A 26,397-nucleotide genomic window follows, 5' to 3' on the forward strand; every position below is an offset into this window, starting at 1 on the left:
AATGCAAATGTCTACGAGAAGTTTTCAGCGACCACTTCACTCTCTGGTTCAACGCTTTTACATTCATGTCCTTATCATCGATTTATAGTATTATTATACTCGACTCTTTTTAAAATACAAGCCTAAAGACTACAGAACAATATTTCCTTCTTTGATGATTGTAACGGTATTTCCATCAAATGTTGTTCCTTCTGCATGCATATCCTCACTACCAAACATAAAGTCCACGTGAATGAGAGATTGATTAATGCCTCGTTCGAGAAGTTCGTCACGACTCATGCTTCCACCATTCTCTATTAGCGGATATCCTTTTCCAAGAGCAATATGGCACGATGCATTTTCATCAAACAGAGTATTGTAGAACAATGTTTTTAGATTTGAAATTGGTGAATCGAAAGACACTAATGCAATTTCACCAATACGTCGGCTATTTTCATCTGTATTGAGAAGACCTTCGAGTGCCTCTTTGCCTTGTTCGGCATCAAAATCAACGACGATACCATCTTCGAATTTTAACCAAAATTTGTCGATGAGTCGACCGTTATTGTTTAGAGGCAACGTATTGTACACGATTCCATTTACATTCATACGATCTGGAGTCGTAAATGATTCCTCAGTTGGAACATTAGCGTTAAATGGAACTCCTTTTTGTGATGGACTATTACCACCCGACCAAATGTGTCCTTTGACCAGACCAATTGTAATGTCTGTTCCCAAACCATTTTTAAAATGAACTGACTCAAAATTATATGCGTTTAGTGCATTATTTTGCTTATGGAGTTGGGCATTATGTTTTTCCCATTCTTGTTTTGGATCATTGTCTTCTGTTACACGAGTAGCGTATAGAATGTACTCGTAAAGCTTATCATATGCCGCCTGCGCTTCTAATTCAGGAAATACTGCCTTAGCCCAGTTATAGGTAGGGTAAGCTGCAACTAACCATTGTCCTTGATTACTCATGGAGTAGTTTGCAAATGCTTGTAATGCTTTCCCTCTAACTTGAGATACGGCCATAACTTTCGAAGCATCGACATCATTCATAAGTCCAGGATTTGGACTACGTAATGCTAGTTTAACGAGGTCTTCTTTAAGGTACTCGTCGTGTTCAAGAATCAATGATTCTGGGATATGTGTTAGCGTTTCTTCACTTTGATATAGATAGTGAAGTCTTGAAATCTGCTCGCTTGTAAACTTGACGATAACTTGTTTTGCTTTTAATTTATATGCTTCTTCGGTAAGAAGAGCAACAAATTCATGGTGTTCTGGCCCCGCATTGATAATCAACGTTTGATTAGGTTGTACATTAAGTGCTGTTTCAACCAACAAATTTGCATATTTTCTATCGATATTTTTCATAAGTACCTCTTTCTTTAACTAAAAGCGTGGTTTCCCACGCTTAGATTACAAAGTTTCCTGCTTCAAATACAACAACTTCAGTGCCATCTTGTGTTACCCCAATGACACTCATATCTTCACTTCCAAACATGAAATCTTCATGGTTAATTGAATCGTTTGAGTTATGAGCGAGTAATTCCTCTTGTGACATTGATGTACCATTTTTGATGTTCATAGGATAAGCACGTCCAAGAGCCATGTGGCATGAAGCGTTCTCATCAAATAATGTATTGTAGAACAAAATATTTAGGTCCGAAATTGGTGATTTGTGTGAGATAAGGGCAATTTCACCGATGTGACGGCTTCCCTCATCAGTATCAAGAAGTTGACGTAATGTTTCTTTTTCTTGTTTTGCATCAAAATCAACAACTTTACCATCTACAAACTCTAACCAAAACTCATCGATAAGTTTTCCGCTATAGTTCAATGGTTTTGTACTGTAGACGCGTCCGTTAACATTAAGACGGTCTGGCATCGTGAAGGATTCTTCTGTTGGCATATTCGGATTGAATTTATGTCCGCCTTCAGATGTTTCTTCTCCACCTGCCCACACATGATCTTTTACAAGACCCACTGTGATGTCGGTTCCCTTATTGTTTTTAAAGTGTAAAGATTTAAAGTTATAGTCGTTAAGAACCGTATTTTGATGTGCTAAAACAGCGTTGTGTTCAGCCCATGCAACAACTGGATCTTTATCTTCAGTGACGCGAGATGCATAAAGAATTGCTTCAAGTAATTTTTCATAAGCAGCTTCCACTGGTAATTCTGGGAACACTACATGTGCCCATTCGTTTGTTGGTAAAGAAATTAATGACCATTGCCCACGGTTTGCCATCGTATACTCACGCATTGCTTTTAAAGCTTCACCTTGAGCTTTTGCTGCAGCAGCGAGTTTGTCGCCATCTACATCTGCAAATAAGCCTGGTGATGGAGCATAAACTGACAAGCGACATAAGTCTTGTGTTAAGTAATCATCATTCTCGTCAACAATCCATTGAGGCACACGTGTATATGTTTCCAAATCTTGATGTAATGCGTGTTCTTTTCCAATAATGTCGTCGCTAAACTTAACGACAACTTTTTTAGCACCAACTGCATAAGCTTCTTTTACGAGAAGTCTTGCAAATTCATAGTGCTCTGCTTTTACGTTAATAAGTAGAGTTTGTCCTGGTTGAACGTTAACACCTACTCTAACGGCTAATTGTGCATATTTTTCAATTAATGTCATACATTTTTCTCCTGTGAGTAACATAACATCGCCGCTCCAATAACTCCTGGTTCTTCTAATGACGCAAGCACAAATTCACGATTACGCATTGTAGGATGAACCAATGATTTATACGCTTCAATCATCTTGTCCCAATATAAATGGCGAGAGAATGTGACGCCTCCACCTAGGACAAAGATGTGAGGATCTGTAACGTGTGAAATGATTGATAAAAGCATTCCTACGTCGTAAGACATGTCTTCGACAAGTTGAACTGCCTTAGGATCCTTTGATTCGTACAATTTAAATATTTGAGAAGCAGATGTTATTTCTGGGTCAATTAATTCTTGAGCTTTGCGGACCATTGCAGATCCACTCGCTTCATTTTCAACTGCACCAGCATTCAATGTGTTTACGTCATCGCGTCGTTTGCGATGTCTGTCAATTACAATATTTCCAATTTCACCAGCATATCCGTGAATTCCGGATACAAGTCTTCCGTCAACTACGAGCGCACCACCGATTCCTGTTGAATGCGTAACATAGTAAACTATTTTCTTGCCTTTTCCTGAACCAACTAAAGCTTCAGCTAAACCAGCAACATTTGCATCATTATCCATGTAAATGGGTAAATCAAAATGTTTTTTTAAGTAATCAACTACTGGAAAACCAGTAAATCCAGCAAGATTTGTCGATAGAGTTACCGACCCTTTTTCTGTATCTACTGGTCCAGGAATTCCGATTCCAATTCCAGCACATTGATCACAGTTTTCTAAACTGTTGATCATGTCAACGATATTGTTTAGAACAGTTTCTGGTCCTTGAGAAGCTAAAGACGGACGCTTGATTTCTTCAACAATGTCACCAAGTTCGGTAACAATTGCAACACGAACATTCGTACCACCTAAATCAACACCAATATACTGTTTCATAATTTTACCTACTATTTAACTTCAATAATTTTCATTAAGTTAGTGTTACCTGTTCCTGTTGGATATCCAGCAGCAATGATAACTTTTTTACCAGGCTCAATACCAAATGTTTTCGCAAATGTTGATGCAATTTCATCATCATTTGTCATATCATTACGGACGTCTGAGTAAACTGGAATGACACCCCATGATGATTGAAGGCTACGTTGAACTGCTTTATCAAATGTAACTGCAATCACAGGAACATTTGGACGGTATTTTGAAATACGACGTGCTGTTGAACCTGATTGTGTAAAGGCAACAATTGCTTCTACATCATTCATGTTTAATGCTGTTTCAGCAACTGACATACCAATTGAATCTTGCATTGTACGTTTTGAAGTACTAATTGCATGTGACAAGCGTTCACGGTAAGGAATAATTTCTTCCATTGCTAATGCAATTTCACGCATAACACGAACTGCTTCGATAGGATATGCTCCAACAGCTGATTCTCCTGAGAGCATGATTGCATCAGTTCCATCAAGAACTGCATTCGCAACATCACTTGCTTCAGCACGTGTAGGACGTGGATTTTGTTGCATTGATTCTAACATATGAGTTGCAGTAACAACTGGTTTACCCATACGGTTAGCTAATGCGATCATGCGTTTTTGGTAAATTGGAACTAAGTGTGTACTTACTTCAACACCTAAGTCTCCGCGGGCAACCATGACACCATCAGCAAGTTCTAAAATGCTTTCTAAGTTATCGAAACCTTCTTGGTTTTCGATTTTTACGATGATTTGAACATCAGGACGTCCTGCTGCTTCTAAAACATCACGAATGTCTTGAACATCTTGAACACGACGAACGAATGATGCTGCAACAAAGTCAATTCCGTTGTTAGCACCAAAAGTAATATCACTACGGTCTTTTTCTGACATAAATGGCATACTTAGTACTACGTTAGGAATATTCACACCTTTACGTGTTTTGATGAATCCTGGGTTTTCAACACGGCAAATTAGGTCTTTGTCATCTTTATCGATAACTGTTAACTTCATTTTTCCATCGTCGATAAGCAGGTAGTTTCCGATTTGAACGTCAGCATGTACTTCAGGTACTAAAAGTGTGAATCGTTCTTTAGTTCCCATGAAATCTGCATCAAATCCAACGCGAACAACATCACCTGTCTCAAAAGCGATTGCACCATCAGTCATGTCGCCACAACGAATTTCAGGTCCTTTTGTATCAAGTAGGATTGCCAAGTTGATACCAATTCGGTCGCTAACTTCACGAACAACGTTCATACGTCGTAAGTGGTTTTCTTGGACGTCATGTGAGAAGTTGAAACGAACAATATTCATTCCCTCTTTTGCCAATGCCTCGAGCATTTCTGGTGACTCTGAAGCTGGTCCAATCGTACAAATAACTTTTGTTTTTTTCATTTCTTGCATTAAATAATGTCTCTCTTTCTTATACCAATCGATCGTGTAACTCAAATAAAGGTTTTCTGGATTTCTTAGGTGTACGTAGCGCTTCTGTAATATCGATTGTCATTACTTTTTCGCTTACGATTCCAACACAACGGCCTCCTTCGCCCGACATTAATGCCTGCACTGCTTTATCCCCAAACTGTGTAGCAAGAATACGGTCACGCGCAGTAGGTGAACCACCACGTTGAATATGACCTAAAATTGTTGCACGTCCGGAGAATCCAGTATGTTGTGATATTTTTTGCGCTAATAAGTGTACATCGGTAATTTTCTCACTGATGATAAGGATTGCATGACGCTTTCCTTTCACTTGTTCAAAGTAATTGAGTCGTTCGAGAACTTCAGCTTCATCATAGCCGGTTTCTTTTGTAACAATAACTTCCGCACCCGTTGTAATTCCTGCATAAATTGCAAGGTCACCACAACGGTTACCCATTACCTCAACTACTGAACAACGGTGATGTGAACTTGATGTATCACGTAATTTATCAACGTTTTCGATAACAGTGTTTAATGCTGTATCAAAACCAATTGTGTAATCTGTTGAATCGATGTCATTATCGATTGTCCCAGGAATACCAATACAGTTAATTCCCATTTCTGTTAGAGCAAGTGCCCCGCGATAACTTCCATCACCACCAATGACTACTAGTCCTTCAATACCATGTTTTGCGAGATTTGCGACTGCCTTTTCACGAACCTCAACGAGCTTGAATTCTTCTAATCGGGCGCTACCTAAGATCGTTCCACCTTGAATGATAATATCACTCACGTCGCCACGATCTAATTTACGAATGTTGTCATTGACTAATCCTTCATAGCCATTAAATACACCATAAACTTCAAGGCCTGCACTTATTCCAGAACGCACAACTGCTCGAATTGCAGCGTTCATTCCTGGCGCATCACCACCAGATGTCAAAATGCCAATTTTTTTCATAATCCACCTCTTGAGTAATCATACCACTTTTTGCCAATTTTTTCGCCTTTAAATATCTATTTTTGTGCAATTCGACGGTTTTTACCCGTCATTTCTAATGGGCTTGTTAGCGCATGGATTCTATCCACGAGTCTTCGTGCTCTGATTTCATCTGAAACCCCTCTGGTATCCAGTTTATAGAGCCCTACTAAAAGTTCTGGGCGGTAGTTGCTTGTGATAATTGTCTTTCGTTTATTCTCAAGTCTATCATTGAGAATAGACAGTAATATTTCATCACGACTCCACGACGTAATCGGTTCTGCACCTAGATCATCAAGTACAAGTACTTTAACAGACCTAAGTTTACGTAAAATTCGATCTAACTCGTATGAGTTATTAAAATTTTGCTTTAGCAGGCTGAGTAATGATGGTACATGAACAAATGCTACTGAATGGTTCTTCTTAGCAAATTCATTCGTTACAGCCGCACTTATATAGCTTTTTCCAATTCCTAAATCTCCAAAGATAAAGTAACCTAGCGAATTGTCTTCGACAAATTTTACCAACGTACCCATTACTGATTTAAAATGAGCACTTTCATTTTGATAGTCAATCTTATCGAAGTGTGCTTCACGTAGATTTAAGGGTAACGGCATCACTTGATATTTATTCAAATATGAATATTCATTTTCAATTTCATCTAGAATCGGAAGTTCTGTCACGAATTCATCAATGATTCCTGTATGCTTATCGTAAGCTAAATCTACAAAGCTAGCTAACTCCGGATTAGCGACAACTTCATGTTTTGCATATGAGTGTGCTTTACGCTTTGATTGAACCCATCGTTTGAATTTCGATGCATTCTCGACGATAACCTGTTCAGGACAGTCATACTTTTCAATAAATAATTGAATTTCAGGTAACTCAAGTAATTTCTTACCCAACTCATCACGTGCTTTAATCTGATCAGGTGTTAGTTCAAATGACATATTTCTAAAACTCATGATTGTCCTCCTTTTAGATATGCTTCGATAATTCTCGTGTTTTCATCATCCGACTCTTGGGTTACTTCAATTGCTTCTGTATAATTAGGCGACTGAATTTCTACACGAGCCTTAGGTTGACTTTGGACTTTAGTTATTGGTCTAGATACTTCATCTTGAGCTTGCTTAGCCGTTTCAATTCCTTTACGTTTCCACGTTGCAGCAATTTTTTCTACATAATTTTTGTTCAAGTTTTTATTATTATTGTCTAGGATATATTCTATTAATATGTTGACTACTTCATCATTGAACTTAAAGTTACTCTGGAGGGACTTAATCAGATTTTTATCTGCATCCACAACATAATCATTTTCTTGTTTATACGCAATAAAACTGATGGGATCAAGTTCATAAGCATTTGAAACAGTATTAACATTTTGAATTCCATGGTCTCGATCAACAAGAACCTGAAACTTCCGTTTATCAAAAATCATTGTTTCAAAATTAGTTGCTGCTAGGAGCTTAGACTTCATGTCAGCATAGCTTATTTTATAGTTACTTCCAAACTCTTCAACAACATCAATAACTTCTCGGGTTCTAAGCTGCATTGGAAAGATCCTTGGATTTAAGGTCTTAAAGAAAGAACTTGCGTCAAAACGTCTTTTCCGTGATGTCTCTGCAACCGGCCTTGTAATGAATACTGATTCAGATTGTTCGTCCCATGTGGACAGTCTTGCAACATCAAACGATGCAGTAATTTCTTCAGCAGTATCCGGGATTATCGGTACCTGCACAAGCTCACATGCTTCAATATATTTTTCGCGACCCATCACAATAGCATACAGACGACCAAATGTACTGTGTTCAATAAAATCTACGGGACGAAGCGGTTCTAGCAACTCCAAGGAAAGTGACTTATCAAGTTCAAATGTACGTACTAATCCAAAACGTTCGAGTTCTTTCCGATTTGCCTCGAACTCGCGTACATCAATTTGAAGAATTCGCAATAATTCTCTAATTTCAACACTAGAATCTAATGTAGAAAATTCGTAAAGCGTTAAAAAGAGCGATGCTGCGGGATACGAGAAAAGTGGTTGATAGTACACTATTAGACTATGCAATTGGTCGGGTGCAAGATCATATTTTTTGTTTACATGAATAACTACTTTCGCCACTATTGTTCTCCTTTCAATTTATAAATGACTGAATCAATACAGTCGTGTAATTCAGCTAACGAACCGTCGTTATTGATTACAAAATTCGATCTTTCAATTTTGGAAGTCTCATCAAGATGACGTTTCGATCGTCGATTCACTTCAGCCTCATCAAGCCCCCGTTGAGCTAGTCTTTGAATTCGTGTCGAATATGGTGCAGTTATCATCATTACTTTATCAAAAGATTTTTCAGAATGTGATTCAAACAAGAGCGGCACTTCAAAGAATATAATTTGATTCTGTGCATTTACCCGATTTACATCTTGTTGAATTTGTGGGAAGACTAAATTTTCCAACGCATCAAGTTTTTCATAATCATTAAACACAATCGCCGCTATTTTACTGCGATCAATGTCGCCAGTTGTCGTAAGAATATCATGACCAAACATTGTTATTAGAGCGTCATAAAGGCGTCCGTTCTTTTCATAATAATCATGGACCATTTTATCGGTATCATAGACTTCAAATCCAAGGGCACGTAGATACTCACTTGCCTGAGATTTACCACCACCGATTGTTCCTGTAATCGCAATTTTCATCGTTTCACCTTCTGACATTTTGGACAAAATACACTTGATCTTCCACCTATAACAATTCGATCCATCGTTGTCCCACATCGAGGACATGGCTTACCGCCTTGTCCATAGGCCGCAAGTTGAATTTGAAATCGGCCATGGACATTGAGTCCAGATGTATAGGATCGAATTGTGGTTCCGCCTGCTTGAATCGCATTTTCTAAGATGCGGCGCGCAGACAGAATAAGCTGTGACAATTTGATCGTCGAAATCATCTTCGCCGGAGTTAATGGATGAACCCGAATATCATGAAGTATTTCATCCGCATATATATTTCCAACGCCCACAAAAATGGCTTGATCAAGTAGTACTAGTTTGATTGGGCGTCCGATTGTACTGTATTTCTTCTTTAGGTATTCTGAAGTAAGTTTCTCGTCCCATGGTTCATACCCTAATCGCTTACTCTCAAAGAATTGCTCCGGATGCTTTGTTACCACCATTCTCGAAAACTTTCTTGTATCCAAGTAATGAACAAAATGGTTTGTTGTATTAAATGTAAGATGCGTGTGTGTGTTGGGGCGTTGTTGCGAGTCATAAAGATGAAATTTGCCTTCCATTCTCAAATGAATAATCCAATTATATCCATTGGAAAGCTCAAACCAAACATATTTCCCACGACGTTTGAAATCAACAAACGATTCACCTACGAGCACATCAATTGGATACTCTGAACCAATTTCCAATAATGGTTGGTATCGAAGGTTGATTGCTTTAATCTGTTCATTTAGTAGCGAGACACCCATTGTTTTAACAATCGTCTCTACCTCTGGCAATTCTGGCATTCGTTACTCTCCTAACCAATTTGATCCGATATCAACTGAGACTTTTAAAGGAATTGGCCAATCAACGACACTCTCCATTACTGATGTCATCAGTGAAATCACTTGATCCACTTCTTCATCCAATACATCAAAAACAAGCTCATCATGAACTTGAAGAATCATGACTGATTTTAAATTCGCTTCTTTCAATGCACGATGTGCTTTAACCATTGCAATTTTTATTATATCTGCTGCTGTTCCTTGGATTGGTGCATTCATTGCTGCTCGTTTACCAAATTCTTTAACTGCACGATTCTTATCGAAAATTTCCGGAATATAGCGTCGTCTACCAAAATACGTTGTAACAAAACCATCTACTTCACATTTAGCAATGACCGAATCCATATATTTTTGAATATTTGGATAAGCTTCGTTGTACTTATCGATAAATGCACTTGCCTCTGCAATTGAAATATCAAGCTGTTTTGACAAACCAAACCCTGAGATACCATACACGATACCGAAGTTTACAGATTTCGCTTGGCGACGCATGGCACCATCAGCTGAAGAAACACCAAATATTTCATTTGCGGTGGCCGTGTGAATATCAACATCATGCTTAAATGCATCCATCATTTTTTCTTCATGTGCTAAGTAAGATAAGACTCGTAACTCAATTTGAGAATAGTCAATACTTACAAGCTTATGGCCTGGACTCGCAATGAACGCTCCGCGGATTGCACGTGTCTCTTCATCACGAACCGAAATATTTTGTAGATTGGGATCACTTGATGACAAGCGTCCCGTTTGTGTTGCATGTTGATTAAATGATGTATGGATACGATTATCTTCGCCAATAAATTTTGTGAGGCCGACCGCATAAGTACTATAGAGCTTAGCGTACTTGCGGTATTCCAATATCGGTTCGATAATTGGGTGCACACCCTCAAGTGATTCTAAAACGGATACTGCCGTAGAACGCTTTTTACCACTAGGAAGCTGAAGATGATCAAACAGCACTTCTGAAAGTTGTTTCGGAGAATTAATGTTAAACTCTTCTCCAGCTTCGTCATAGATTAATTGAGTCAAACTATCTATCTTTGACTTTGTTTTTTCGGCAACATCATCAAGTATGCTACGATCTACATTAATTCCTAAGAATTCACATTCCGCAAGCACCATAACTAGTGGTAGTTCGATGTCATCATAAATAGCAATGAGTTCATCTTTCATAGCCTTTTCTTTCAACTCTGAATACAATGTGTGCATTCTTTTAATTGTCGCAAAGTTTTGCTCTAGGCCTTCATAGTTTAAATACCACGCATTGTATTCGTCTTTTAACTTTTCAAATGTCGTCACAGACGGATTAATTATAAATGCGAGTAAGAGAATATCTTCGATGCCCGGCTGAATCGCGATATCATGCTCTAGTGCGAAACGATAAAGCGCTTTAGAAGAAACTGCAAACAATTGTTTCTCACGACCAAGTAACCCGTGGAATATACTGTCTAGAATCATTTCTGGAAGTGTCAGATATGCAAAAGTCACAGCATTAGCGTTGTATATGGTAATTCCTTGAAGTACATCTTTCTTGTCAAAATCTAACATCAATGTCACATCGTCTGCCAACCACGATTCTTCGAGATCAGCCATTTTAAAGTCTTCTTTAACTGCATCAGTGATTTCAACATCTTCTGTTATCAAGGAATTCATGTCATATTTTCGATAAAATGCATTCAAAGTATTGTCAGGAAGAGCATAACGAAGCGTATCCAAGGTTATGGAATTTGGCACTTCGACATCAATTTTAGCGAGTTCGTAGGACAAACGCGCTTGCGCTTCATAATTACGAACATTCTCACCCATTTTTCCCTTAATTTCATCTTTATGAGCATACAAGTTCTCAAATGACCCATACTGTTGAATTAATTTAAGTGCTGTTTTTTCACCAACTGAAGGAACTCCTGGAATATTGTCACTTGTATCACCTTGAAGTGCTTTAACATCCACGATTTGTGATGGCGTAATGTTCATTTCCGCTTCAAGATTTTGTAGGTTCATCGTTTTAATATCGGTAATTCCCTTTTTCATCAGAAGAACTTCAACGTTTGTATCAATTAACTGTAGTAAGTCACGATCACTAGATAATATTTCCACCTTTACATCGTTATATTGCTTTGACAAGGTTCCAATAATATCATCCGCTTCATAACCGCTGATTTCTAATCGAGGAATTGGGTATGCATCAATGAATTCTCGAACAAGTGCGAATTGGGAAACCAACTCATTATCAACTTCTTTTCGGGTCCCTTTATATTCACCAAACATCTCATGTCTAAATGTTTTATCCTTAGTATCAAAAGCTACAAGGATATAGTCCGGTTCTGTAAGTTCAATCGCTTTCGTAAGCATTGTTGAAAAACCATAAACGGCATTGGTTACAACACCTGTTGAAGACATCATATGCCCTCGTGATAATGTTCCATAATATGCTCGAAACAACATCGAGTTTCCATCTATTAATAGTAATTTTTCCATAATTTCCTCCATTTAAAGAAAGGAAACCCTTAGGTTTATCGACTTATCGATTTAAGGGTTTCCAAGTTTTGATACATTATTCGAATGTAATCATACTGTTCCGCAACATCCTTTTCAGATAATGAATAAACATTGCTTAATTGTATCTCAGTTAACGATAGTTCTGTTTTTAACTGATTGTATAGTGCTGTTTGTTCTTCCGTCATACCTTCTTCAAAAGCGATATGTTTTACATTATTTGTTTGAATAGATGTACGAATATCGTTGAGCATTGCTTCCGTTGGAAGAGCACCAAACTTAGAAATGGTTACCGGATATACTTCGACCCCAAAACTCTTTTGCCAGTTTCCAAATGTCGGTGTCATCGTGACAATTTTAATGGGAACTGCTGGCGTTTTGATTTGCTGGAAATCGGCTTGCAAACTCGTTAATTCAATTTCTAGTTTAGAAAATCTCTCTTCAAATTTTGCAGCATCATCAGGATATGTCGCAACTAGCCAATCTTTAATGGTTCGAGCCATCGAAGTCATCGCTAGCGGATCCATCCAAATGAACGGATCTTTATCATAAACATCTACCCGCTCAAAGTTTGGAGTATCATAATACGGTGATTCAACTACGTGTGTCGAATTCGCAGCTGTTACTTTTGTAAAGCGAGCAAAGTTGTAAAGAGATGAACGTTCTGCCATATCTATAACTTCAATTTTATTGTTAGAAATGATATCATCACGATAAATTTCCCAGTAAGGCTGAATTTCATTGATATAAAACATCGTATCGGCTTTTTCGAGAACTTCTTTATAATCATCTCTAATTTGAGCAGTTTGTGGCGTTGATCCAACATCAAGTCGTTCGACATTAACGCGGTCTCCTGCCAATGTTGTTACGAGGTATTCTAAAGGATAACTTGTAACTACTACATTCTTATTTTTTGGAACGCAGCCCGTCAACATTAGTGTAAACATTACTACAACCAATGTACTTTTAATTAATCTTTTCATAAATACCCCTCTTTCAAATTACAGTTCTACTTTTGATTCTAATTCCCAATTATTTTTCTTCAAAGCATATATTGCACGCAATGAGAAGTAAATTGGCATTGACAGTAAAATACCGATAAATCCAAACATGACACTCGATGCAAAGAACACAAAGAGAGAAGACACCGGATCAATTTTATCTCGTTTTGAATATACAAATGGTGAGATGACATAGTTGTCTAAGTTTGAAAGGATAAACAAGCCAATTGCTAATGCAATAATGCGCGGTACTGGCAGCATTAGTGAAGTTAAAACAGCAAGGACTTGGACAGTGATTGGACCAATGTATGGTATTAGCAATGCGAATGCAGCCATAACACCTAGTACTAATGCATAGTTATGCCCAACCAGCGAGTAGAGAATAGTATATTCAACAAACGTAATTGTCATAATGACAATAAGTGTTTGTAGATATTGTAACACAGCGCGGTTCACGACAATGAGTGAATTCGCAACTTTTGGAGAAACTTTATAAGCACAATTCAATACTTTTCGAGTTACATCTTCATAATCGAAAATGAGATAAAGACCAATAACTAATGAGAAAAGCGCAGTGGTTAAAAAATTAATGAGTTGACCAACAAATTGTGACGCAAATGTTGGAATTGTTGGCACACTTTTAATAATGCCCTCCAAGATTTTAATACCTTCATTCACAAGATTTGTAACCCATGGCTCTGGTTTTCCTTGTTGGAAATCCGTATAGTACTTCAGCAATTGTTGAATACCGTCAACACTTGAATTGATAATAGTCATCATATCAGTAATGAGCTTTGGTAGTATTGATGAAATCAATAAGACAACGAGTGCTACGAAAACGATGAGTGTTAGTGGCACAATAATTTGTCGCTTGATTCCAAACTTTTCAAAATACTTCGTAATTGGATGTAAAATATAAGCAATTCCAAATCCAATGATGAATGGCATCAAGATTGATTGAAGTTTTCCAAATGCGTAAATCCAGAATCCTTCCGTGAGCATTAGCAAATATAATGTAACTAATGACATAATAACAATTAACAGTCGATTGAGTGTTAAGTTCTTATTTATAAACGACTTAACTTTTTCTTGTGTGTTCATAAGTCCCCCTTTATCTCATATAGAGATTTTGTGCTTTTTTTAGGATATACTGGTGCATTTTACTGTAACCAAATCTGACAATTGGAATCAACATTAAATTTCCAAGTAATACCCAGAAGCTTCGATAAGCTAGAAAAGCCATAAACTCTTGGTTATACCCCTTGCTATACCAAGCCATGATGTAAGTTATTATTTCTTTGATAAATAAACTTACGATAATTAAGAGAATAAATTCTGATACAGAGTAACCGATATGTCGATCGAATAATCGTACGATCAACATTGTAAGTGCAAAGGATACAAAGAAGATTGGAAAGCTGTCCATATAGTTGAATTCCAACCAAATGCCCAGTATCATCGCTTTGATGATGGACTCTTCTCTACTATCATTTTGGCTCAACATGATTAAACCCATAAATGCCATATTACTTACAAATGTAAATTGTGGAATCAGAAATTGACGCCCGAGCGCATTTAGAACTCCATCCAAAAACAAGAGTATAACAATATAGACAAAATGCATTAGTCGAATTGTTCTCATGGTCGTTTAACCACCGATATAAATCGAAGATCATCAAAGTCAACATTCGATTTCACATAAACGACAACACCAATTCCATCCGCAATATTTCGTTGTGAATGCACATTTCCAATAAGTAACCCCGCTGGATAGACACCACCAATTCCTGCGGTCGATACAACCATATCCGGCGATATTGACGAATTCGTCTCTAGCAAATTAATTGAGAACAGATTGGTTTCATGATTATAAGAATCTAAAATTCCCTGAACATATTCACCCGGTGCCGTTTCGATACGGACAGACACTTTTGAATTATCATCATTTGCAGTTAAAATTGATACTTCGGATTGATTTTCATTCACGTGTTTAACACGACCGATAACTCCTTGCGGAGCAATAACACCATCACCAACACTAACACCATCTGCGGCGCCAATGTCTATTGTAATTGTGCTATCCCAACTCTCACTGGAATGATACTTCACGGTTCCATTAATTTGAACTAATTCTGTATAAACACTCTTTAATTCATTTTGTGCTTTTAGCTGACTAATTTCTTCTTCAAGAGCTTTCACGCGTGTCTGCCAATGTGCCGCATTTTCCAATTCATGGCGTAATAAGTCATTTTCATATCTTACGTCCCACATTGTCGCTACATCCGTCATAAAGCCACTTGCTGTTTCAATTGGATAGTCAATTAATCCATATTTCATCATAGAAAAGAAGCTGAAGAAATTACGATCTACATTTTGATAAAATTTTGATCCCTTTATCATTCCTGTTCCCATAATTGCTACGACTATGATTAGTATGAGCGTCTTCATCACGCTATTGAAAGTACTTTTTCTTTTCATTGAATCACCTATTTTATTATACTTAAGAATGGCTGGCTTTACAAATAAAAGCGTGATTCTTCACACACTATTCTATAAACAATTCCGGTAATTGAAATCTAAGTGAAATGTAGTTTGATTGCGAGACAATTAAATGGTCATAAACTTCCACACCAACAAGGCGACACGCCCTTATCAACACAGTCGTCGCTTCGATGTCACTACGACTTGCTGACATCGTCCCACTTGGATGATTATGAACAAATATCACTTTCATCGCTCCGACGATACTCGCTTCACGAATGATATCTCGAGGATGAATAAGACTTCGATCTACAGTTCCCACAAACAAAACTTTATGATTTAAAATACAGAGATTTTGATTTAGGTATATTACTAGAAACTGCTCTTGCTTCGCAAATCCTATTTTTATGTACAACCATTTAATAATTGATGCAGTATCATGAATTTCGACAATTTGACCACAACGTGGCTCAACCATTCGTTTGGCAATCTCGATGATTGCCAACACTTCGATTGCCTTCACTTTTTTAATCCCATTAATTTTAATTAGTTCATGTAATGTCATTTTTGGCAATCCCGTAATGTTACCACATCGTTCAAAAATTAGATCCGCTATCTCAAGCACGGATTGGTCCTTGGTTCCAGAACGTAATACGATCGCTAGCAATTCACGATCGGATAATATTTCAATCCCTAATTGCTCAGCACGTTCTCGTGGACGCAAGGAAGGATGCATATTATGAATTTTCATGTCATCATCTCCATCAATAAATATGCATCCTTCTGTTTAATTCTTAAATTATTTCAAGACACTCGTAACCGCTGGAGCAAATTGAGCATCAATGTAATCTTTTACACGTTGATCTTCAAATGCTTTAATAATGGCTTTAGTCTTTGGACTGTCTTCATTTCCTTCTTTAACTGCAACGACATTAACAATGTCTGCAATTGTTTCTGGCGATATCGTTTCCGTTTGAAGTACACGATCAACTACTTTCGCAGTGATTGCGTAGTTTCCATTTAATACAACATACTCTGCATCATTTATGAGGGGTGCAATTCCATCACTTTGAACTTCTTTAATGGTGATTTCTTGGTTGAATTTAACGATATCTTTAACGGTTGCGGTATCACGGTTATCACCCAACTCAATCCAACCAATTTCTTCAAGAACCTTCAGCGCTCTTGGTAAATTTGTTGCATCATCTGGCACAAGTACAGTATCACCTTTAGCAACATCAGCTAAAGAAGACTTCTTCCCTGCATAGATTCCAATTGGTTCATAATGAACTTTTAATACGTCCACTAAATGAGTTCCATTATCCTTATTAAAGTTTTTTAGGTAAGGAATGTGTTGGAAGTAGTTTGCGTCCAAACCACCTGATTCAACTTCAGTGTTAGGAATTTTATAGTCATCAAATTTTTTAACCGTTAACTCAAAGCCTTGCTCTTTGAGTGGCTCGCGAAGTTGCTCTAAAATATCTCCATGTGGAAACGGTGTTCCACCAATTACGATAGTTTTATCATCTCCGCCTTTTGAAGCACCACAACCAGCTAATACCAATAATGCTGCTAATAAAACGAGTAATTTCTTCATATGTTCTCCTCCTTATTGTTTCTACATATAAAAAACGCCCATCCCTAAGGATGAGCGCGCTCATGTTACCACCTTAATTTAACTACCTTTCGCAAGATAATCCTTATCGAGTACTATCATACTCTGTCGCGTTAACGGGCGAACCCGGTCTTACCTAAATATACCATCTCAGTAAAACTGCTCCAAGGCCATTTTCATTTAACTACCACTATCTGCTCTCACCCTACACAGACTCTCTGAAAGTTTTCATTAAACTACTTTCCTTTTCATCGCTTTTACATATTATGAGTTACATTTTCAGATATGTCAACAAATATTTAACAAATCTTGTTTGTCATGGACTATTTTTAATGAACATGATGCAAGTACTCCCCTTAGACATCTATTTTGTTAAGGATTGCTATTTTTGCGTTAACTCAACGTTCAGGAAGCTTTTCTGCCCACCATACACAAATTATTCTACTCCATACCATTGCATCTCAATATTATTTTCGGTAAACAGTGTTATAATTTCTTTAGGAGTGATAACTATGAACCTTTTTGATAAAACTATGATTAAAAACTACGAGTTGAAAAATCGCCTCGTTATGGAACCTATGTGCATGTATTCAGCATTCAAGCATGATGGCATCCCCACATACTTCCATTTTTCGCATTATGTCTCGCGCGCAATCGGCCAAGTTGGGATGATCATTATCGAATCAACAGGTGTGGCACCAGAAGGACGCATCACTGACGACTGCCTAGGATTATACAACGACGCCCAAATTGCACCATTCAAGAATATTGTTGATGCTGTCCACGAGGAAGGTTCAATTATCGGCGTGCAATTGAATCATGCGGGCCGTAAGTCAACTGCAAGTGATGGAATTGACACCATCTATGGACCTAGCGCAATAGCTTATTCTGATAATTCACGCACACCCGTAGCCCTCACAACCGACGAGATTAAACGTATCATCAAAGATTTCCAAGATGCTGCTGCTCGTGCCGATAAGGCTGGGTTTGATGCCATTGAAATTCATGGTGCACATGGATATCTGATTTCTGAATTTATGAGCCCCGCTTCAAATCATAGGACTGACAAGTACAAAGATGGATCCGTGTTCTTACAAGAATTAACGGATGCCGTTACGCAAGTTTGGCCAAAACATAAGATATTGTCATTACGTGTTAGTGCAACTGATTATGAACCCAATGGACAGACTGTGGACGATACAATTCGCATGCTCGGACCTGTTGCGGCTTCATATGACTTCATTAATGTTTCATCTGGCGGAATTACAATCAACCCACCAACTAAAATATATCCAGGATATCAAGTTCCGTTTGCACACAAAATTAAGCAAGCTTTCCCCAAAAACAATATTATTGCATGTGGCATGTTAGGGAATCCCGATCTAGCTGCCTATGTCATTGAATCAGAACAAGCTGACTACATCGGACTAGCGCGACCGCTTCTCTCGAATGCTAACTGGGTGCTCCACGCAGCCCATGCTCGACGTAAAAACGATCTCATTACTCAACAATATAAGCGTGCTTTTAAATAGAAGAAAAGGTTGCGATGTATAATTCATCACAACCTTTTTTATGCTTTAAGCTTATTCGCAAGTTCGAAGAGCACAGGTTCTGCACCGACACCAGTTCTTAATGATGTACCATCAATGACTTCAATATTTTCATTTGCATCATCATATGTAACCAATGAGACTGCTACAGATTCCTGTTCTGTTACTTGTTCAAACAATTCTGGCGTTGTCGCTTCAATTGTCGCTTCAACATCCATCATACGCAAGTACTCATCTATTTTGTTGATGATTTTCGGATTGTATGATGCTTCGTTACGAAAAATTACAAATACTTTTTTCATATAAACTCCTCATAGTGCGCAAATTGCACACCGTACTAACGTGTTCTAAAAAATTCTGGAATATCGTTATTAGTTGTTTCTGTACGTTCATTTTGCGATGATTGTGCCCCTGAACGTTCTACTTGAGCGACTGTTTCTTGAACATCACGAACTGAATCATCAAAACCTGTGGCAATCACAGTTACAATAATTGCATCACCAATGTTTTCATTAATGGCAACCCCAAAAATAATGTCGATATCATTTCCAGCAGCTTCACGAATGTATTCAACAGCTTCACTCGCATCTTGAATCGAAATTGAATCTCCACCAGTAACGTTTACAATCGCGTTACGTGCTCCATCAATTTGCGCTTCTAGTAATGGTGACGTAATTGCTTTTTGTGCAGCTTCGATTGATTTATTCTCACCTTGAGCCATACCAATTCCGATTAATGCGCTCCCTTGGCCTTGCATAACAGAACGGACATCAGCAAAGTCCAAGTTAATCATTGCAGGAACAGCAATTAAGTCTGTAATTGTTTGGACACCTTGACGTAATACATTATCCGCTTCTTTAAATGCTTCTTGGAATGGAATACGACCAATTACTTCAAGTAGTTGATTGTTACTTACAATAATTAGAGAGTCTACATATTGTTTTAGTTCATCGAGTCCTGAAGACGCTTGTTCGCGACGGCGACGGCCTTCGAAAGTAAATGGTTTTGTAACAATCCCTACGACCAATGCCCCTTCTTCTTGAGCAATCTTGGCAACAAGAGGCGACGCACCTGTCCCCGTTCCACCGCCAAGACCAGCAGTAACAAAGACCATATCTGCATCTTTAACCGCAGCACGGATTTCATTTTCACTTTCGACTGCAGCTTTGCGTCCCATTTCTGGGTTAGCACCAGCTCCAAGCCCTTTGGTTACTTCACGACCTAATTCAATACGATTGACGACTGGTGAAACATTAAGCACTTGTAGATCAGTATTGGCTACATAAAACTCTACACCCTTCATGCCTTCATCAACCATTCGGTTAACGGCATTATTTCCGGCCCCACCGACGCCAATAACTTTAATTCTTGCTACACTATGTTGAAAATTTGTACTCATTTTGTTCACTCCTCCAATTTACCGTTCAAAGAACATGTTTTTAAGTTTTTGAGTAATCGAATCATCTTTTATATCTGTTTCAATATTCAATACCGTATTCATAAAGTCAGTTTCATCAACACTTGCCATCGTCATTTCACGATAAACATGTTGATCTTTATAGTAGTAGAACGAACCAAGCACAGTTGTTAAGCCCGGCTCCTTCGCTCCAAACGTTGTCGATCGATACGTTGATACTTCAGAATTACTTTCATTCGCAATCACAGTCTCAAGTCCTGCTATGACGCTAGCCTCACCGGTTACGACAAATTTTGGTGATCCTAATTCAAATATCGGTTCACATCGCATTACTAAGTCTTTTAAAAACATTTTGATATCATCCGCAACAATTGCCATTAGTTCTTCTTGTGTCAACACATGTGTTGTTGATTTCGTTGACCACATGAAGATTGGGTCATTGCTTGGGTTCTCTAAATCTAAATCTACATTGTAATACATCAATCGGTGTACCACATCATTGGGTACTTTTAATGTTGTTTCTATTTGTTTTAAAAATTTCTCAAATCCTGTTTCAAGGTAGTCACTGGATAACAGAACTCCCTTGTGAAACAAGGATAATCGTGTCATTTTTTCATGGAGCGTTATCGCAATTATAGGCTTATCGATCGACGCTTCGAATAAAGATGCTTCTTTACCAAATCCAATATCGTCAGAAATGATATCTAAGATTTTCAATCCCGACTTCTCTACAACACTTACGTAAGGGAATATTACTGATTGTTTCCCATAGTAACACTCTGCTTCTATTGTAAGTGCATCGCTTTTTTCGTTTAATGGGAGCTTGCGTGTTGAGCTTCCATTAACAAAAAATTTACTCATTAATATGTTTGTTAAGATATATCCTTCTGGATATTGTGCTTTTGCTAATTCATTATATGCGCGCCGGACATCCGACTCCGAGATACGTCCTGTAATTGGGACTCTTAACTGACGGTTTATGCGCTTGGTATGTACTCCAGGTACAACCAATAAAATGCGCTTTACAACTACCCCCAAGTTGCGAGATGCATTCTCAACAGCTTTTTTTATTGAATCTACAACATGTGTTTCACTCATAATCGTATATCCTGAGATACCCAGATGGGGAACACGTTCTACTTTTAAAATATTTAATCTACCATTGAAAAATTGTCCAACTAATAAGCGTACTTCGTGATCCGCAATTTCTAATGCTGCAATGATTTGTTTTTCCATTTGCGAACCTCCTTCATGCTTAGTATAATAATATCATAATCAAAGCTAAGATTAAAGGCATTAGGGCTTGACTTCAACAGAAATTTCACATTCATATTTTGTCTATTTTTTTTAGGAAACCTACTTGATTAAACATATCGCGTATGGTATAGTTACTAAGCGTTAAAGAATAGACAAGAAAGGGGGTTACGGTATGCCTAGAGTATGTTCAGTAACTGGAAAGAAAACCATGTCTGGAAACAAACGCTCACATTCACTTCGTGCAACACGTCGTAAATGGAATGTTAATCTTCAGAAAGCGACAATTATGGTCGATGGAAAGCCAACTAAGGTCCGTATTTCCGCCCGTGCATTAAAAACTATCAAAGCACAACAAGCTCGATAATAAAAATAACGGTGGATCACCGTTTTTTTATTATTGATTTGCTTGTATTATAAGTGCAGGGCCACCTTGAAGCGTCACTACCCCAACATCATCTAGAATTTCATTTGATGTTAGATAAGTATCACCAAATTTAACATCACGTCGATCAAGCGGATATTTGAATCCTTCAAGGGTAATCGTAATTGGCTCAAAAATAACAACAGATAAATAGTAATAATCATTTTTAGCGATATGGTGAGTTCCCTCATCATATCTTTTTATTTTGTTTTGACCATCGTACAAGGTGATCCGAGAATCAAGCATTGCTGTTACCACATTGCTGTATTCGTGATCACGGCGGCGTCCCAATCCCCCATAGACTATAATTTCATCATAATCCCCTGCTTGTTTGTATGCAAACAGAAAATCAGTATCATCTTTCATTGGGTTGAGTCGGATTGTTGTTTCGGCATAGTTTTTAATTCTCTGGAAATCTTCTTCGCTAACAGAATCAAAATCTCCACATGCCAACATAACAGGAATGCCCTTGTTTAAACAAACAAGGGCTCCATAGTCAACACCGATAACATCACCTTCAACGGTTCCTTCAAAGTCCCCTAGAACGAGTGTGACGGTTCTCATAATAAAGAAATAACTGCCTTTTCAATATCATCACTAAAAACATAACTTCCAGCAACTAAAATATCTGCACCTGCTGAACGTGCGCGAATACCAGTTTCGTCGTTAATTCCACCGTCAACAGAAATGAGATACTTGTAGTTATTTGATTGTCTGAATGCGTCAACTTCTTTGATACGCTCCACCATTTCAGGCATGAATGCTTGGCCTCCAAACCCTGGTTCAACACTCATGACAAGAACAATATCTACATGCTTAAGATATGGAACAATGAGTGATATATCTGTGCCTGGCTTTAATGTGATTCCAGCTTTTATACCACGTTTTTTTAAATCTTTAACAGCGGCAATTCCATCCATGACATCATCAAAACATTCAGCATGAATCGTGATGGCATCAGCACCTGCATCGATAAATGCGTCAAAATACTGAACAGGGTCACTGATCATCAAATGGACATCCATCAGTAAATCCGATACATGATCAACCTGTTTGAGAATGCCAGGACCAAAACTAATATTTGGCACAAAGTGACCATCCATAACATCAAAGTGTAACCACTTAGCCCCCGCTACTTCAACACGTTTAAGCTGTGTCTTCATTTCTGAAAAATCTAAAGATAATACTGATGGCGATACTATTTTCATCCCCGTGTGTCCTCCTTGATTAGTTTAACTACATCCACATAGTTTGTGTATCGAATTTTTGATACAGCACCATTTTCTACTGCTTCTTTGATTTTACAACCTGGTTCTTTTAAATGCAAACAATTACGATATTTGCATTGCCCAATATATGGTGTGAAATCCGGAATCGATTCAGCTAACATTTGAACGTCGACTTGCGAAAAGTCAAGTGATGAGAAACCTGGTGTATCAGCAATCCATCCTCCGGCAATTTCATAAAGTTGGTTATGACGGGTTGTATGGCGTCCACGTCCGAGTGCTTTAGAAATTGCTTGCGTGTTTAACTGTAATTCTCCATTAATACGATTCAATATACTTGATTTTCCAACGCCACTTTGACCTGCAAGCACCGACAGTTTATCTTTTAGGATATTCTCCAAAGGGTCCGTTGGTAAATTTTGACCCGTAAGAACCACTTGATAACCACTCGTTTGGTATTCTTGAATGATTTCATTTTGTTCCTCTTTTGGAATCAAATCAGCTTTAGATATGACAATGACGGATTTAATACCTTCAAGTGAAATCAAAAATATAAGGCGATCTACAAGTGTGTATGAAAAATCTGGTTCCTTCGCTGACATTACGATTAAGGTTTGATCTATGTTAGCAACCAATGGGCGTATGAGATGATTTTCGCGTTCAAGAACTTCTTGAATCACCCATTGTTCCTCGAGAAACTCGACATGAACGTTGTCGCCTACAATGGGTTTTTGTCCCAGTCGAAGTTTTCCCATTGCCTTCGCAACATGAAATTCGCCGTCCATATAAATCGTGTAATGATTCGAAACGATTCGTGTAATTCTTGCTTTTTTCATACTTTACCTCATAGCTCTATTTAAGCAATTTTCTCAGTACGTGCAGTTTTATGCACTTAGTTTACATTACTCCGATCCTGGTTTGTTTGATCCAGAGTTTCCAGATTCAGGTTTTCCATTATCAGGGTTGCCAGTATCTGGTTTTTCTGGTTCCGGTTTTGTTTCAGGCTCCGGATTGGTAATCTTTTCATAATAATAAAGTGTTACAGAACTTCCATCATCTTGAACATAATAGCTTCCTGCTAATGGATTGGTACGTTTAACAACATTGTACTCAAGTTCCTTAATTTCAGCGAGGCTAAGGCCTGCTTGTGGCAATAATTCGGTTCGTGTTACGATTCCCAACGCTTCAAGTTCTTGTTTGGCTGCCGCAACCGATTTACCCGTTACATCTGGAATTAAAAGTTGCATCTTTGAACTTACTGTTAGCGTCAATTCACGTCGTTGGTTTGGCACAATTTTATCGCCAGGATTTAACCCTGATTGACTAATTACAATTCCTGGAGCCATATCTTTTCGTGGCTCAGTTACTGTCTTAATTTCAACATTAACATCTTTAAGCGCTTGTGTCACGGCATCCACCGTCATACCCGTATAATCTCCTACTTCGAACATCTTTCCATGGGATACCGTTAATTTAATCTGGTCTCCTTTAGCAACAGTTGCTCCTTCACCAGGCTTTGTTGCCATCACAATGCCTGACTCATATTCGTCTGAGTAACTGTAACTCACAGAAGCATTTACATTTAATCCTAATTGTTCGAGGGCTACTTTTGCTTCTTCAACCGTCATACCGGTAATTTTCGGAACTTGAATATCAACTTTAGGTTTTGGTCTGAATAGAAACCATGCGAAGAGCCCCACTACAACAACAGCAGCAACACTTCCACCAATTATCATCATTTTTTTACGTTTTCTCTTTTTGGCCTCGAGTTCAGCTTCTTCTTCAGTTAATGTTCCGAGTACACGTGTCCCTTGGTCATCTTCAGGTGTTTCAAACTCCCATAAGGGTTCATCAGCACGAGAAGGGTCTAAAATATCGGACAAGTCCTCGATAAATTCATCGATATTACGGTAACGGTAGTTTCGATTTTTGACCGTTGCTTTGGCAATAACATTTACGATCGAATTGGGCAAGCTCGGATTGAATTTTTGAACTGAGGGAAACGGGTCACGCATATGTTTCATCGCAATTTCGACCGGATTTTCCCCACGATACGGAATCTCACCCGTTAAGAGTTCATAAAATACGACGCCAAGTGCATAAATATCTGATTGCTTCGTTGCCCCTTCTCCACGTGAAAGTTCTGGAGCCATATAATGGACCGACCCTAATACCGAATCATGGCGTGTTAATTGGATTGCGTCGCCTGCAAGGGCGATACCAAAGTCGGTTAGTTTAACAGTTCCATCATCTTTGATGAGCACATTTTGTGGTTTGATGTCACGGTGAATTACTTGATTCGCATGCGCAACTTGTAGTGCTTGTGCAAGCTGTTTGATAATTGCAACAGCTTCAAACTTATCCAAAGCGCCACGTCGATGAATCAACTCTTTTAAAGTTGTACCTCGCACCACTTCCATTACAATATAGTGTTGTCCATTGTCTTCACCTACATCATAAACTTCTACAATCCCTTGATGACTAAGGCGACTCGCAGCGGTTGCTTCACGTTGAAAACGAAGCAATGACACAGGGTCTGTAGACATTTCACCACGCAAGCGCTTTAATGCAACCTCACGATCTAAAACTGTGTCTTTCGCAAGAAAAACATCGGCCATTCCGCCGTTTCCGATTCTACGAATGAGTATGTATCGATTCCCTATGATTTCCGTCATTTTTTGTCACCCTCCAACAATATTATCGAGATGTTATCATAGCCCCCAGAACGGTACGCCATTTCCATAAGTCGATGTCTTTTTTCTAGTATATTTCCTTCATTCATTATTTGTGCGATCATTGAGTACGGAACATAGCCGTGAAGACCATCACTGGATAAGAGAAGATAATCCCAACCTTTTTCAATGGTAATTGTTTCGAATGAGATTCTTTCATCAATTCCAACTGCATTCATGAGTACATTTCGTTTTGGATGTTTATCAATTTCTTCTTTAGATATTTGATTACGTCGGTACATCTCGTACGCATAAGTCTGATCTTCTGATAGTTGTGTTAAGTTTTGATTCTCAAAACGGTAAATGCGACTATCTCCAATATTATAGGCAATTGCACCATCTGATAGAATAACGCAAGCAATCATAGTTGTCCCCATACCTTGAAACTCAGGGACCACTAACGATTCATGATACACAGCTCTATTTACTTCAGTAATCGCTTTATTAAACCAGGTGGTTACCTCATCTAGCGTCGTAAAGAATTTATGGTTTACAAAGGATTCCGCTAACATACGTGCGGCCATTTCACTAGCAACTGAGCCAGCATTAGCACCACCTATTCCATCACATACCATCGCTAAAAGGGCATTATGATTTTCAACAACTGCGACATTATCTTGGTTTTCTTTTCGTAATAATCCTATTTCGCTAATGCTTGTATATTTCACGGTTAGACC

The 26,397-nt window shown here is 38.2% G+C and carries 26 protein-coding genes and 1 other annotated feature; of the genes, 2 read left to right on the forward strand and 24 right to left on the reverse strand.

The genetic code is table 11. The features are described from left to right. Positions 1-129: 129 nt before the first annotated feature. The 16 genes from GVV22_RS02270 to GVV22_RS02345 form a co-directional block, all read right to left on the reverse strand. Positions 130-1,356 carry an aminopeptidase gene (locus GVV22_RS02270; RefSeq protein WP_159648562.1) on the reverse strand — a complete coding sequence of 409 codons (1,227 nt, stop codon included), beginning with the start codon at positions 1,354-1,356 and terminating at the stop codon, positions 130-132. A 40-nt stretch (positions 1,357-1,396) separates the two neighbouring features. Beyond that, the gene (locus GVV22_RS02275) at positions 1,397-2,623 is read right to left on the reverse strand and encodes an aminopeptidase (protein WP_159648563.1); all 1,227 of its coding nucleotides are present in this window, start codon (positions 2,621-2,623) and stop codon (positions 1,397-1,399) included. Next, a complete protein-coding gene (locus tag GVV22_RS02280; RefSeq protein WP_159648564.1) occupies positions 2,620-3,534 on the reverse strand; it encodes an ROK family protein in 915 nt (304 codons plus the stop codon). The genes GVV22_RS02275 and GVV22_RS02280 overlap by 4 nt, the downstream gene beginning before the upstream one ends. A gap of 11 nt (positions 3,535-3,545) precedes the next feature. Next, the gene (gene pyk, locus GVV22_RS02285) at positions 3,546-4,973 is read right to left on the reverse strand and encodes a pyruvate kinase (protein WP_159648565.1); all 1,428 of its coding nucleotides are present in this window, start codon (positions 4,971-4,973) and stop codon (positions 3,546-3,548) included. A 19-nt stretch (positions 4,974-4,992) separates the two neighbouring features. Further along, positions 4,993-5,952 carry a 6-phosphofructokinase gene (gene pfkA / locus GVV22_RS02290; RefSeq protein ID WP_159636714.1) on the reverse strand — a complete coding sequence of 320 codons (960 nt, stop codon included), beginning with the start codon at positions 5,950-5,952 and terminating at the stop codon, positions 4,993-4,995. A 56-nt stretch (positions 5,953-6,008) separates the two neighbouring features. Next, the gene (locus GVV22_RS02295) at positions 6,009-6,935 is read right to left on the reverse strand and encodes an ATP-binding protein (protein WP_159641444.1); all 927 of its coding nucleotides are present in this window, start codon (positions 6,933-6,935) and stop codon (positions 6,009-6,011) included. After that, entirely contained in the window at positions 6,932-8,089 is a 1,158-nt protein-coding gene (locus GVV22_RS02300) for a DnaD domain protein (RefSeq protein WP_159648566.1), read from the reverse strand. The genes GVV22_RS02295 and GVV22_RS02300 overlap by 4 nt, the downstream gene beginning before the upstream one ends. Continuing rightward, positions 8,089-8,667: a dephospho-CoA kinase gene (coaE, locus tag GVV22_RS02305; protein WP_159648567.1), complete on the reverse strand. Its 579-nt coding sequence runs from the start codon at positions 8,665-8,667 to the stop codon at positions 8,089-8,091. Before coaE ends, GVV22_RS02300 begins: the two co-directional genes overlap by 1 nt. After that, on the reverse strand, positions 8,664-9,485 hold the full coding sequence (gene mutM, locus GVV22_RS02310; protein WP_159648568.1) for a bifunctional DNA-formamidopyrimidine glycosylase/DNA-(apurinic or apyrimidinic site) lyase: 822 nt from the start codon (positions 9,483-9,485) through the stop codon (positions 8,664-8,666). Before mutM ends, coaE begins: the two co-directional genes overlap by 4 nt. A gap of 3 nt (positions 9,486-9,488) precedes the next feature. Next, on the reverse strand, positions 9,489-12,002 hold the full coding sequence (gene polA, locus GVV22_RS02315; protein WP_159648569.1) for a DNA polymerase I: 2,514 nt from the start codon (positions 12,000-12,002) through the stop codon (positions 9,489-9,491). Between the two features lie 35 nt (positions 12,003-12,037). Next, a complete protein-coding gene (locus GVV22_RS02320; protein ID WP_159648570.1) occupies positions 12,038-13,003 on the reverse strand; it encodes a metal ABC transporter substrate-binding protein in 966 nt (321 codons plus the stop codon). Positions 13,004-13,021: 18 nt separating this feature from the next. Further along, entirely contained in the window at positions 13,022-14,122 is a 1,101-nt protein-coding gene (locus GVV22_RS02325) for an AI-2E family transporter (protein WP_159648571.1), read from the reverse strand. A gap of 10 nt (positions 14,123-14,132) precedes the next feature. Then, positions 14,133-14,663, reverse strand: coding sequence for a hypothetical protein (locus GVV22_RS02330; protein ID WP_159646012.1), 531 nt, complete (start codon positions 14,661-14,663; stop codon positions 14,133-14,135). Continuing rightward, positions 14,660-15,499, reverse strand: coding sequence for a rod shape-determining protein MreC (mreC, locus tag GVV22_RS02335; protein ID WP_159648572.1), 840 nt, complete (start codon positions 15,497-15,499; stop codon positions 14,660-14,662). Before mreC ends, GVV22_RS02330 begins: the two co-directional genes overlap by 4 nt. Before the next feature lie 67 nt (positions 15,500-15,566). Further along, positions 15,567-16,253, reverse strand: a complete 687-nt coding sequence (gene radC, locus GVV22_RS02340; RefSeq protein WP_159648573.1) for a RadC family protein — start codon at positions 16,251-16,253, stop codon at positions 15,567-15,569. A 48-nt stretch (positions 16,254-16,301) separates the two neighbouring features. Beyond that, on the reverse strand, positions 16,302-17,099 hold the full coding sequence (locus GVV22_RS02345) for a MetQ/NlpA family ABC transporter substrate-binding protein (RefSeq protein ID WP_159648574.1): 798 nt from the start codon (positions 17,097-17,099) through the stop codon (positions 16,302-16,304). A 43-nt stretch (positions 17,100-17,142) separates the two neighbouring features. After that, positions 17,143-17,378: a binding site (T-box leader), on the reverse strand. 251 nt (positions 17,379-17,629) lie between these two features. On the opposite strand from GVV22_RS02345, the gene GVV22_RS02350 reads away from it, so the two are divergent. After that, positions 17,630-18,649, forward strand: coding sequence for an NADPH dehydrogenase (locus tag GVV22_RS02350; protein ID WP_159648575.1), 1,020 nt, complete (start codon positions 17,630-17,632; stop codon positions 18,647-18,649). A gap of 38 nt (positions 18,650-18,687) precedes the next feature. Here the strand turns inward: GVV22_RS02350 and GVV22_RS02355 are convergent, their stop codons facing one another. Genes GVV22_RS02355 through GVV22_RS02365 form a run of 3 tightly spaced genes read right to left on the reverse strand, consistent with a single transcriptional unit; the run spans position 18,688 to position 21,320 of the window. Next, the gene (locus tag GVV22_RS02355; protein WP_159648576.1) at positions 18,688-18,969 is read right to left on the reverse strand and encodes a hypothetical protein; all 282 of its coding nucleotides are present in this window, start codon (positions 18,967-18,969) and stop codon (positions 18,688-18,690) included. 35 nt (positions 18,970-19,004) lie between these two features. Next, on the reverse strand, positions 19,005-20,066 hold the full coding sequence (gene ftsZ, locus GVV22_RS02360) for a cell division protein FtsZ (RefSeq protein ID WP_159648577.1): 1,062 nt from the start codon (positions 20,064-20,066) through the stop codon (positions 19,005-19,007). Positions 20,067-20,084: 18 nt separating this feature from the next. Continuing rightward, the gene (locus GVV22_RS02365) at positions 20,085-21,320 is read right to left on the reverse strand and encodes a cell division protein FtsA (RefSeq protein ID WP_159648578.1); all 1,236 of its coding nucleotides are present in this window, start codon (positions 21,318-21,320) and stop codon (positions 20,085-20,087) included. 193 nt (positions 21,321-21,513) lie between these two features. Here GVV22_RS02365 and rpmB point away from each other — a divergent pair, with 193 nt between their 5' ends. After that, positions 21,514-21,705: a 50S ribosomal protein L28 gene (rpmB, locus tag GVV22_RS02370; RefSeq protein ID WP_159638724.1), complete on the forward strand. Its 192-nt coding sequence runs from the start codon at positions 21,514-21,516 to the stop codon at positions 21,703-21,705. Positions 21,706-21,735: 30 nt separating this feature from the next. On the opposite strand, the gene GVV22_RS02375 is transcribed toward rpmB, so the two are convergent. The 5 genes from GVV22_RS02375 to GVV22_RS02395 form a co-directional block, all read right to left on the reverse strand. After that, a complete protein-coding gene (locus GVV22_RS02375) occupies positions 21,736-22,326 on the reverse strand; it encodes a thiamine diphosphokinase (protein ID WP_159648579.1) in 591 nt (196 codons plus the stop codon). Then, positions 22,323-22,970, reverse strand: coding sequence for a ribulose-phosphate 3-epimerase (gene rpe / locus GVV22_RS02380; RefSeq protein WP_159648580.1), 648 nt, complete (start codon positions 22,968-22,970; stop codon positions 22,323-22,325). The genes GVV22_RS02375 and rpe overlap by 4 nt, the downstream gene beginning before the upstream one ends. Next, positions 22,967-23,824 carry a ribosome small subunit-dependent GTPase A gene (rsgA, locus tag GVV22_RS02385; protein ID WP_159648581.1) on the reverse strand — a complete coding sequence of 286 codons (858 nt, stop codon included), beginning with the start codon at positions 23,822-23,824 and terminating at the stop codon, positions 22,967-22,969. Before rsgA ends, rpe begins: the two co-directional genes overlap by 4 nt. A 66-nt stretch (positions 23,825-23,890) precedes the next feature. Beyond that, entirely contained in the window at positions 23,891-25,663 is a 1,773-nt protein-coding gene (gene pknB, locus GVV22_RS02390) for a Stk1 family PASTA domain-containing Ser/Thr kinase (RefSeq protein ID WP_159648582.1), read from the reverse strand. After that, entirely contained in the window at positions 25,660-26,388 is a 729-nt protein-coding gene (locus tag GVV22_RS02395; RefSeq protein WP_159648583.1) for a PP2C family protein-serine/threonine phosphatase, read from the reverse strand. Before GVV22_RS02395 ends, pknB begins: the two co-directional genes overlap by 4 nt. Positions 26,389-26,397 lie beyond the last annotated feature (9 nt).

This window comes from Erysipelothrix aquatica (genome assembly GCF_009828825.1).
Taxonomy (GTDB): Bacteria; Bacillota_I; Bacilli_A; order Erysipelotrichales; family Erysipelotrichaceae; genus Erysipelothrix; species Erysipelothrix aquatica_A.

What these genes read in the sequence shown, in the direction of transcription:
- GVV22_RS02270 (WP_159648562.1), bottom strand. Translation starts at nt 1,356, where the DNA reads ATGAAAAATATCGATAGAAAATATGCAAATTTGTTGGTTGAAACAGCA.
- GVV22_RS02275 (WP_159648563.1), bottom strand. Translation starts at nt 2,623, where the DNA reads ATGACATTAATTGAAAAATATGCACAATTAGCCGTTAGAGTAGGTGTT.
- GVV22_RS02280 (WP_159648564.1), bottom strand. Translation starts at nt 3,534, where the DNA reads ATGAAACAGTATATTGGTGTTGATTTAGGTGGTACGAATGTTCGTGTT.
- pyk (WP_159648565.1), bottom strand. Translation starts at nt 4,973, where the DNA reads ATGCAAGAAATGAAAAAAACAAAAGTTATTTGTACGATTGGACCAGCT.
- pfkA (WP_159636714.1), bottom strand. Translation starts at nt 5,952, where the DNA reads ATGAAAAAAATTGGCATTTTGACATCTGGTGGTGATGCGCCAGGAATG.
- GVV22_RS02295 (WP_159641444.1), bottom strand. Translation starts at nt 6,935, where the DNA reads ATGAGTTTTAGAAATATGTCATTTGAACTAACACCTGATCAGATTAAA.
- coaE (WP_159648567.1), bottom strand. Translation starts at nt 8,667, where the DNA reads ATGAAAATTGCGATTACAGGAACAATCGGTGGTGGTAAATCTCAGGCA.
- mutM (WP_159648568.1), bottom strand. Translation starts at nt 9,485, where the DNA reads ATGCCAGAATTGCCAGAGGTAGAGACGATTGTTAAAACAATGGGTGTC.
- polA (WP_159648569.1), bottom strand. Translation starts at nt 12,002, where the DNA reads ATGGAAAAATTACTATTAATAGATGGAAACTCGATGTTGTTTCGAGCA.
- GVV22_RS02320 (WP_159648570.1), bottom strand. Translation starts at nt 13,003, where the DNA reads ATGAAAAGATTAATTAAAAGTACATTGGTTGTAGTAATGTTTACACTA.
- GVV22_RS02325 (WP_159648571.1), bottom strand. Translation starts at nt 14,122, where the DNA reads ATGAACACACAAGAAAAAGTTAAGTCGTTTATAAATAAGAACTTAACA.
- GVV22_RS02330 (WP_159646012.1), bottom strand. Translation starts at nt 14,663, where the DNA reads ATGAGAACAATTCGACTAATGCATTTTGTCTATATTGTTATACTCTTG.
- mreC (WP_159648572.1), bottom strand. Translation starts at nt 15,499, where the DNA reads ATGAAAAGAAAAAGTACTTTCAATAGCGTGATGAAGACGCTCATACTA.
- radC (WP_159648573.1), bottom strand. Translation starts at nt 16,253, where the DNA reads ATGAAAATTCATAATATGCATCCTTCCTTGCGTCCACGAGAACGTGCT.
- GVV22_RS02345 (WP_159648574.1), bottom strand. Translation starts at nt 17,099, where the DNA reads ATGAAGAAATTACTCGTTTTATTAGCAGCATTATTGGTATTAGCTGGT.
- GVV22_RS02350 (WP_159648575.1), top strand. Translation starts at nt 17,630, where the DNA reads ATGAACCTTTTTGATAAAACTATGATTAAAAACTACGAGTTGAAAAAT.
- GVV22_RS02355 (WP_159648576.1), bottom strand. Translation starts at nt 18,969, where the DNA reads ATGAAAAAAGTATTTGTAATTTTTCGTAACGAAGCATCATACAATCCG.
- ftsZ (WP_159648577.1), bottom strand. Translation starts at nt 20,066, where the DNA reads ATGAGTACAAATTTTCAACATAGTGTAGCAAGAATTAAAGTTATTGGC.
- GVV22_RS02365 (WP_159648578.1), bottom strand. Translation starts at nt 21,320, where the DNA reads ATGGAAAAACAAATCATTGCAGCATTAGAAATTGCGGATCACGAAGTA.
- rpmB (WP_159638724.1), top strand. Translation starts at nt 21,514, where the DNA reads ATGCCTAGAGTATGTTCAGTAACTGGAAAGAAAACCATGTCTGGAAAC.
- GVV22_RS02375 (WP_159648579.1), bottom strand. Translation starts at nt 22,326, where the DNA reads ATGAGAACCGTCACACTCGTTCTAGGGGACTTTGAAGGAACCGTTGAA.
- rpe (WP_159648580.1), bottom strand. Translation starts at nt 22,970, where the DNA reads ATGAAAATAGTATCGCCATCAGTATTATCTTTAGATTTTTCAGAAATG.
- rsgA (WP_159648581.1), bottom strand. Translation starts at nt 23,824, where the DNA reads ATGAAAAAAGCAAGAATTACACGAATCGTTTCGAATCATTACACGATT.
- pknB (WP_159648582.1), bottom strand. Translation starts at nt 25,663, where the DNA reads ATGACGGAAATCATAGGGAATCGATACATACTCATTCGTAGAATCGGA.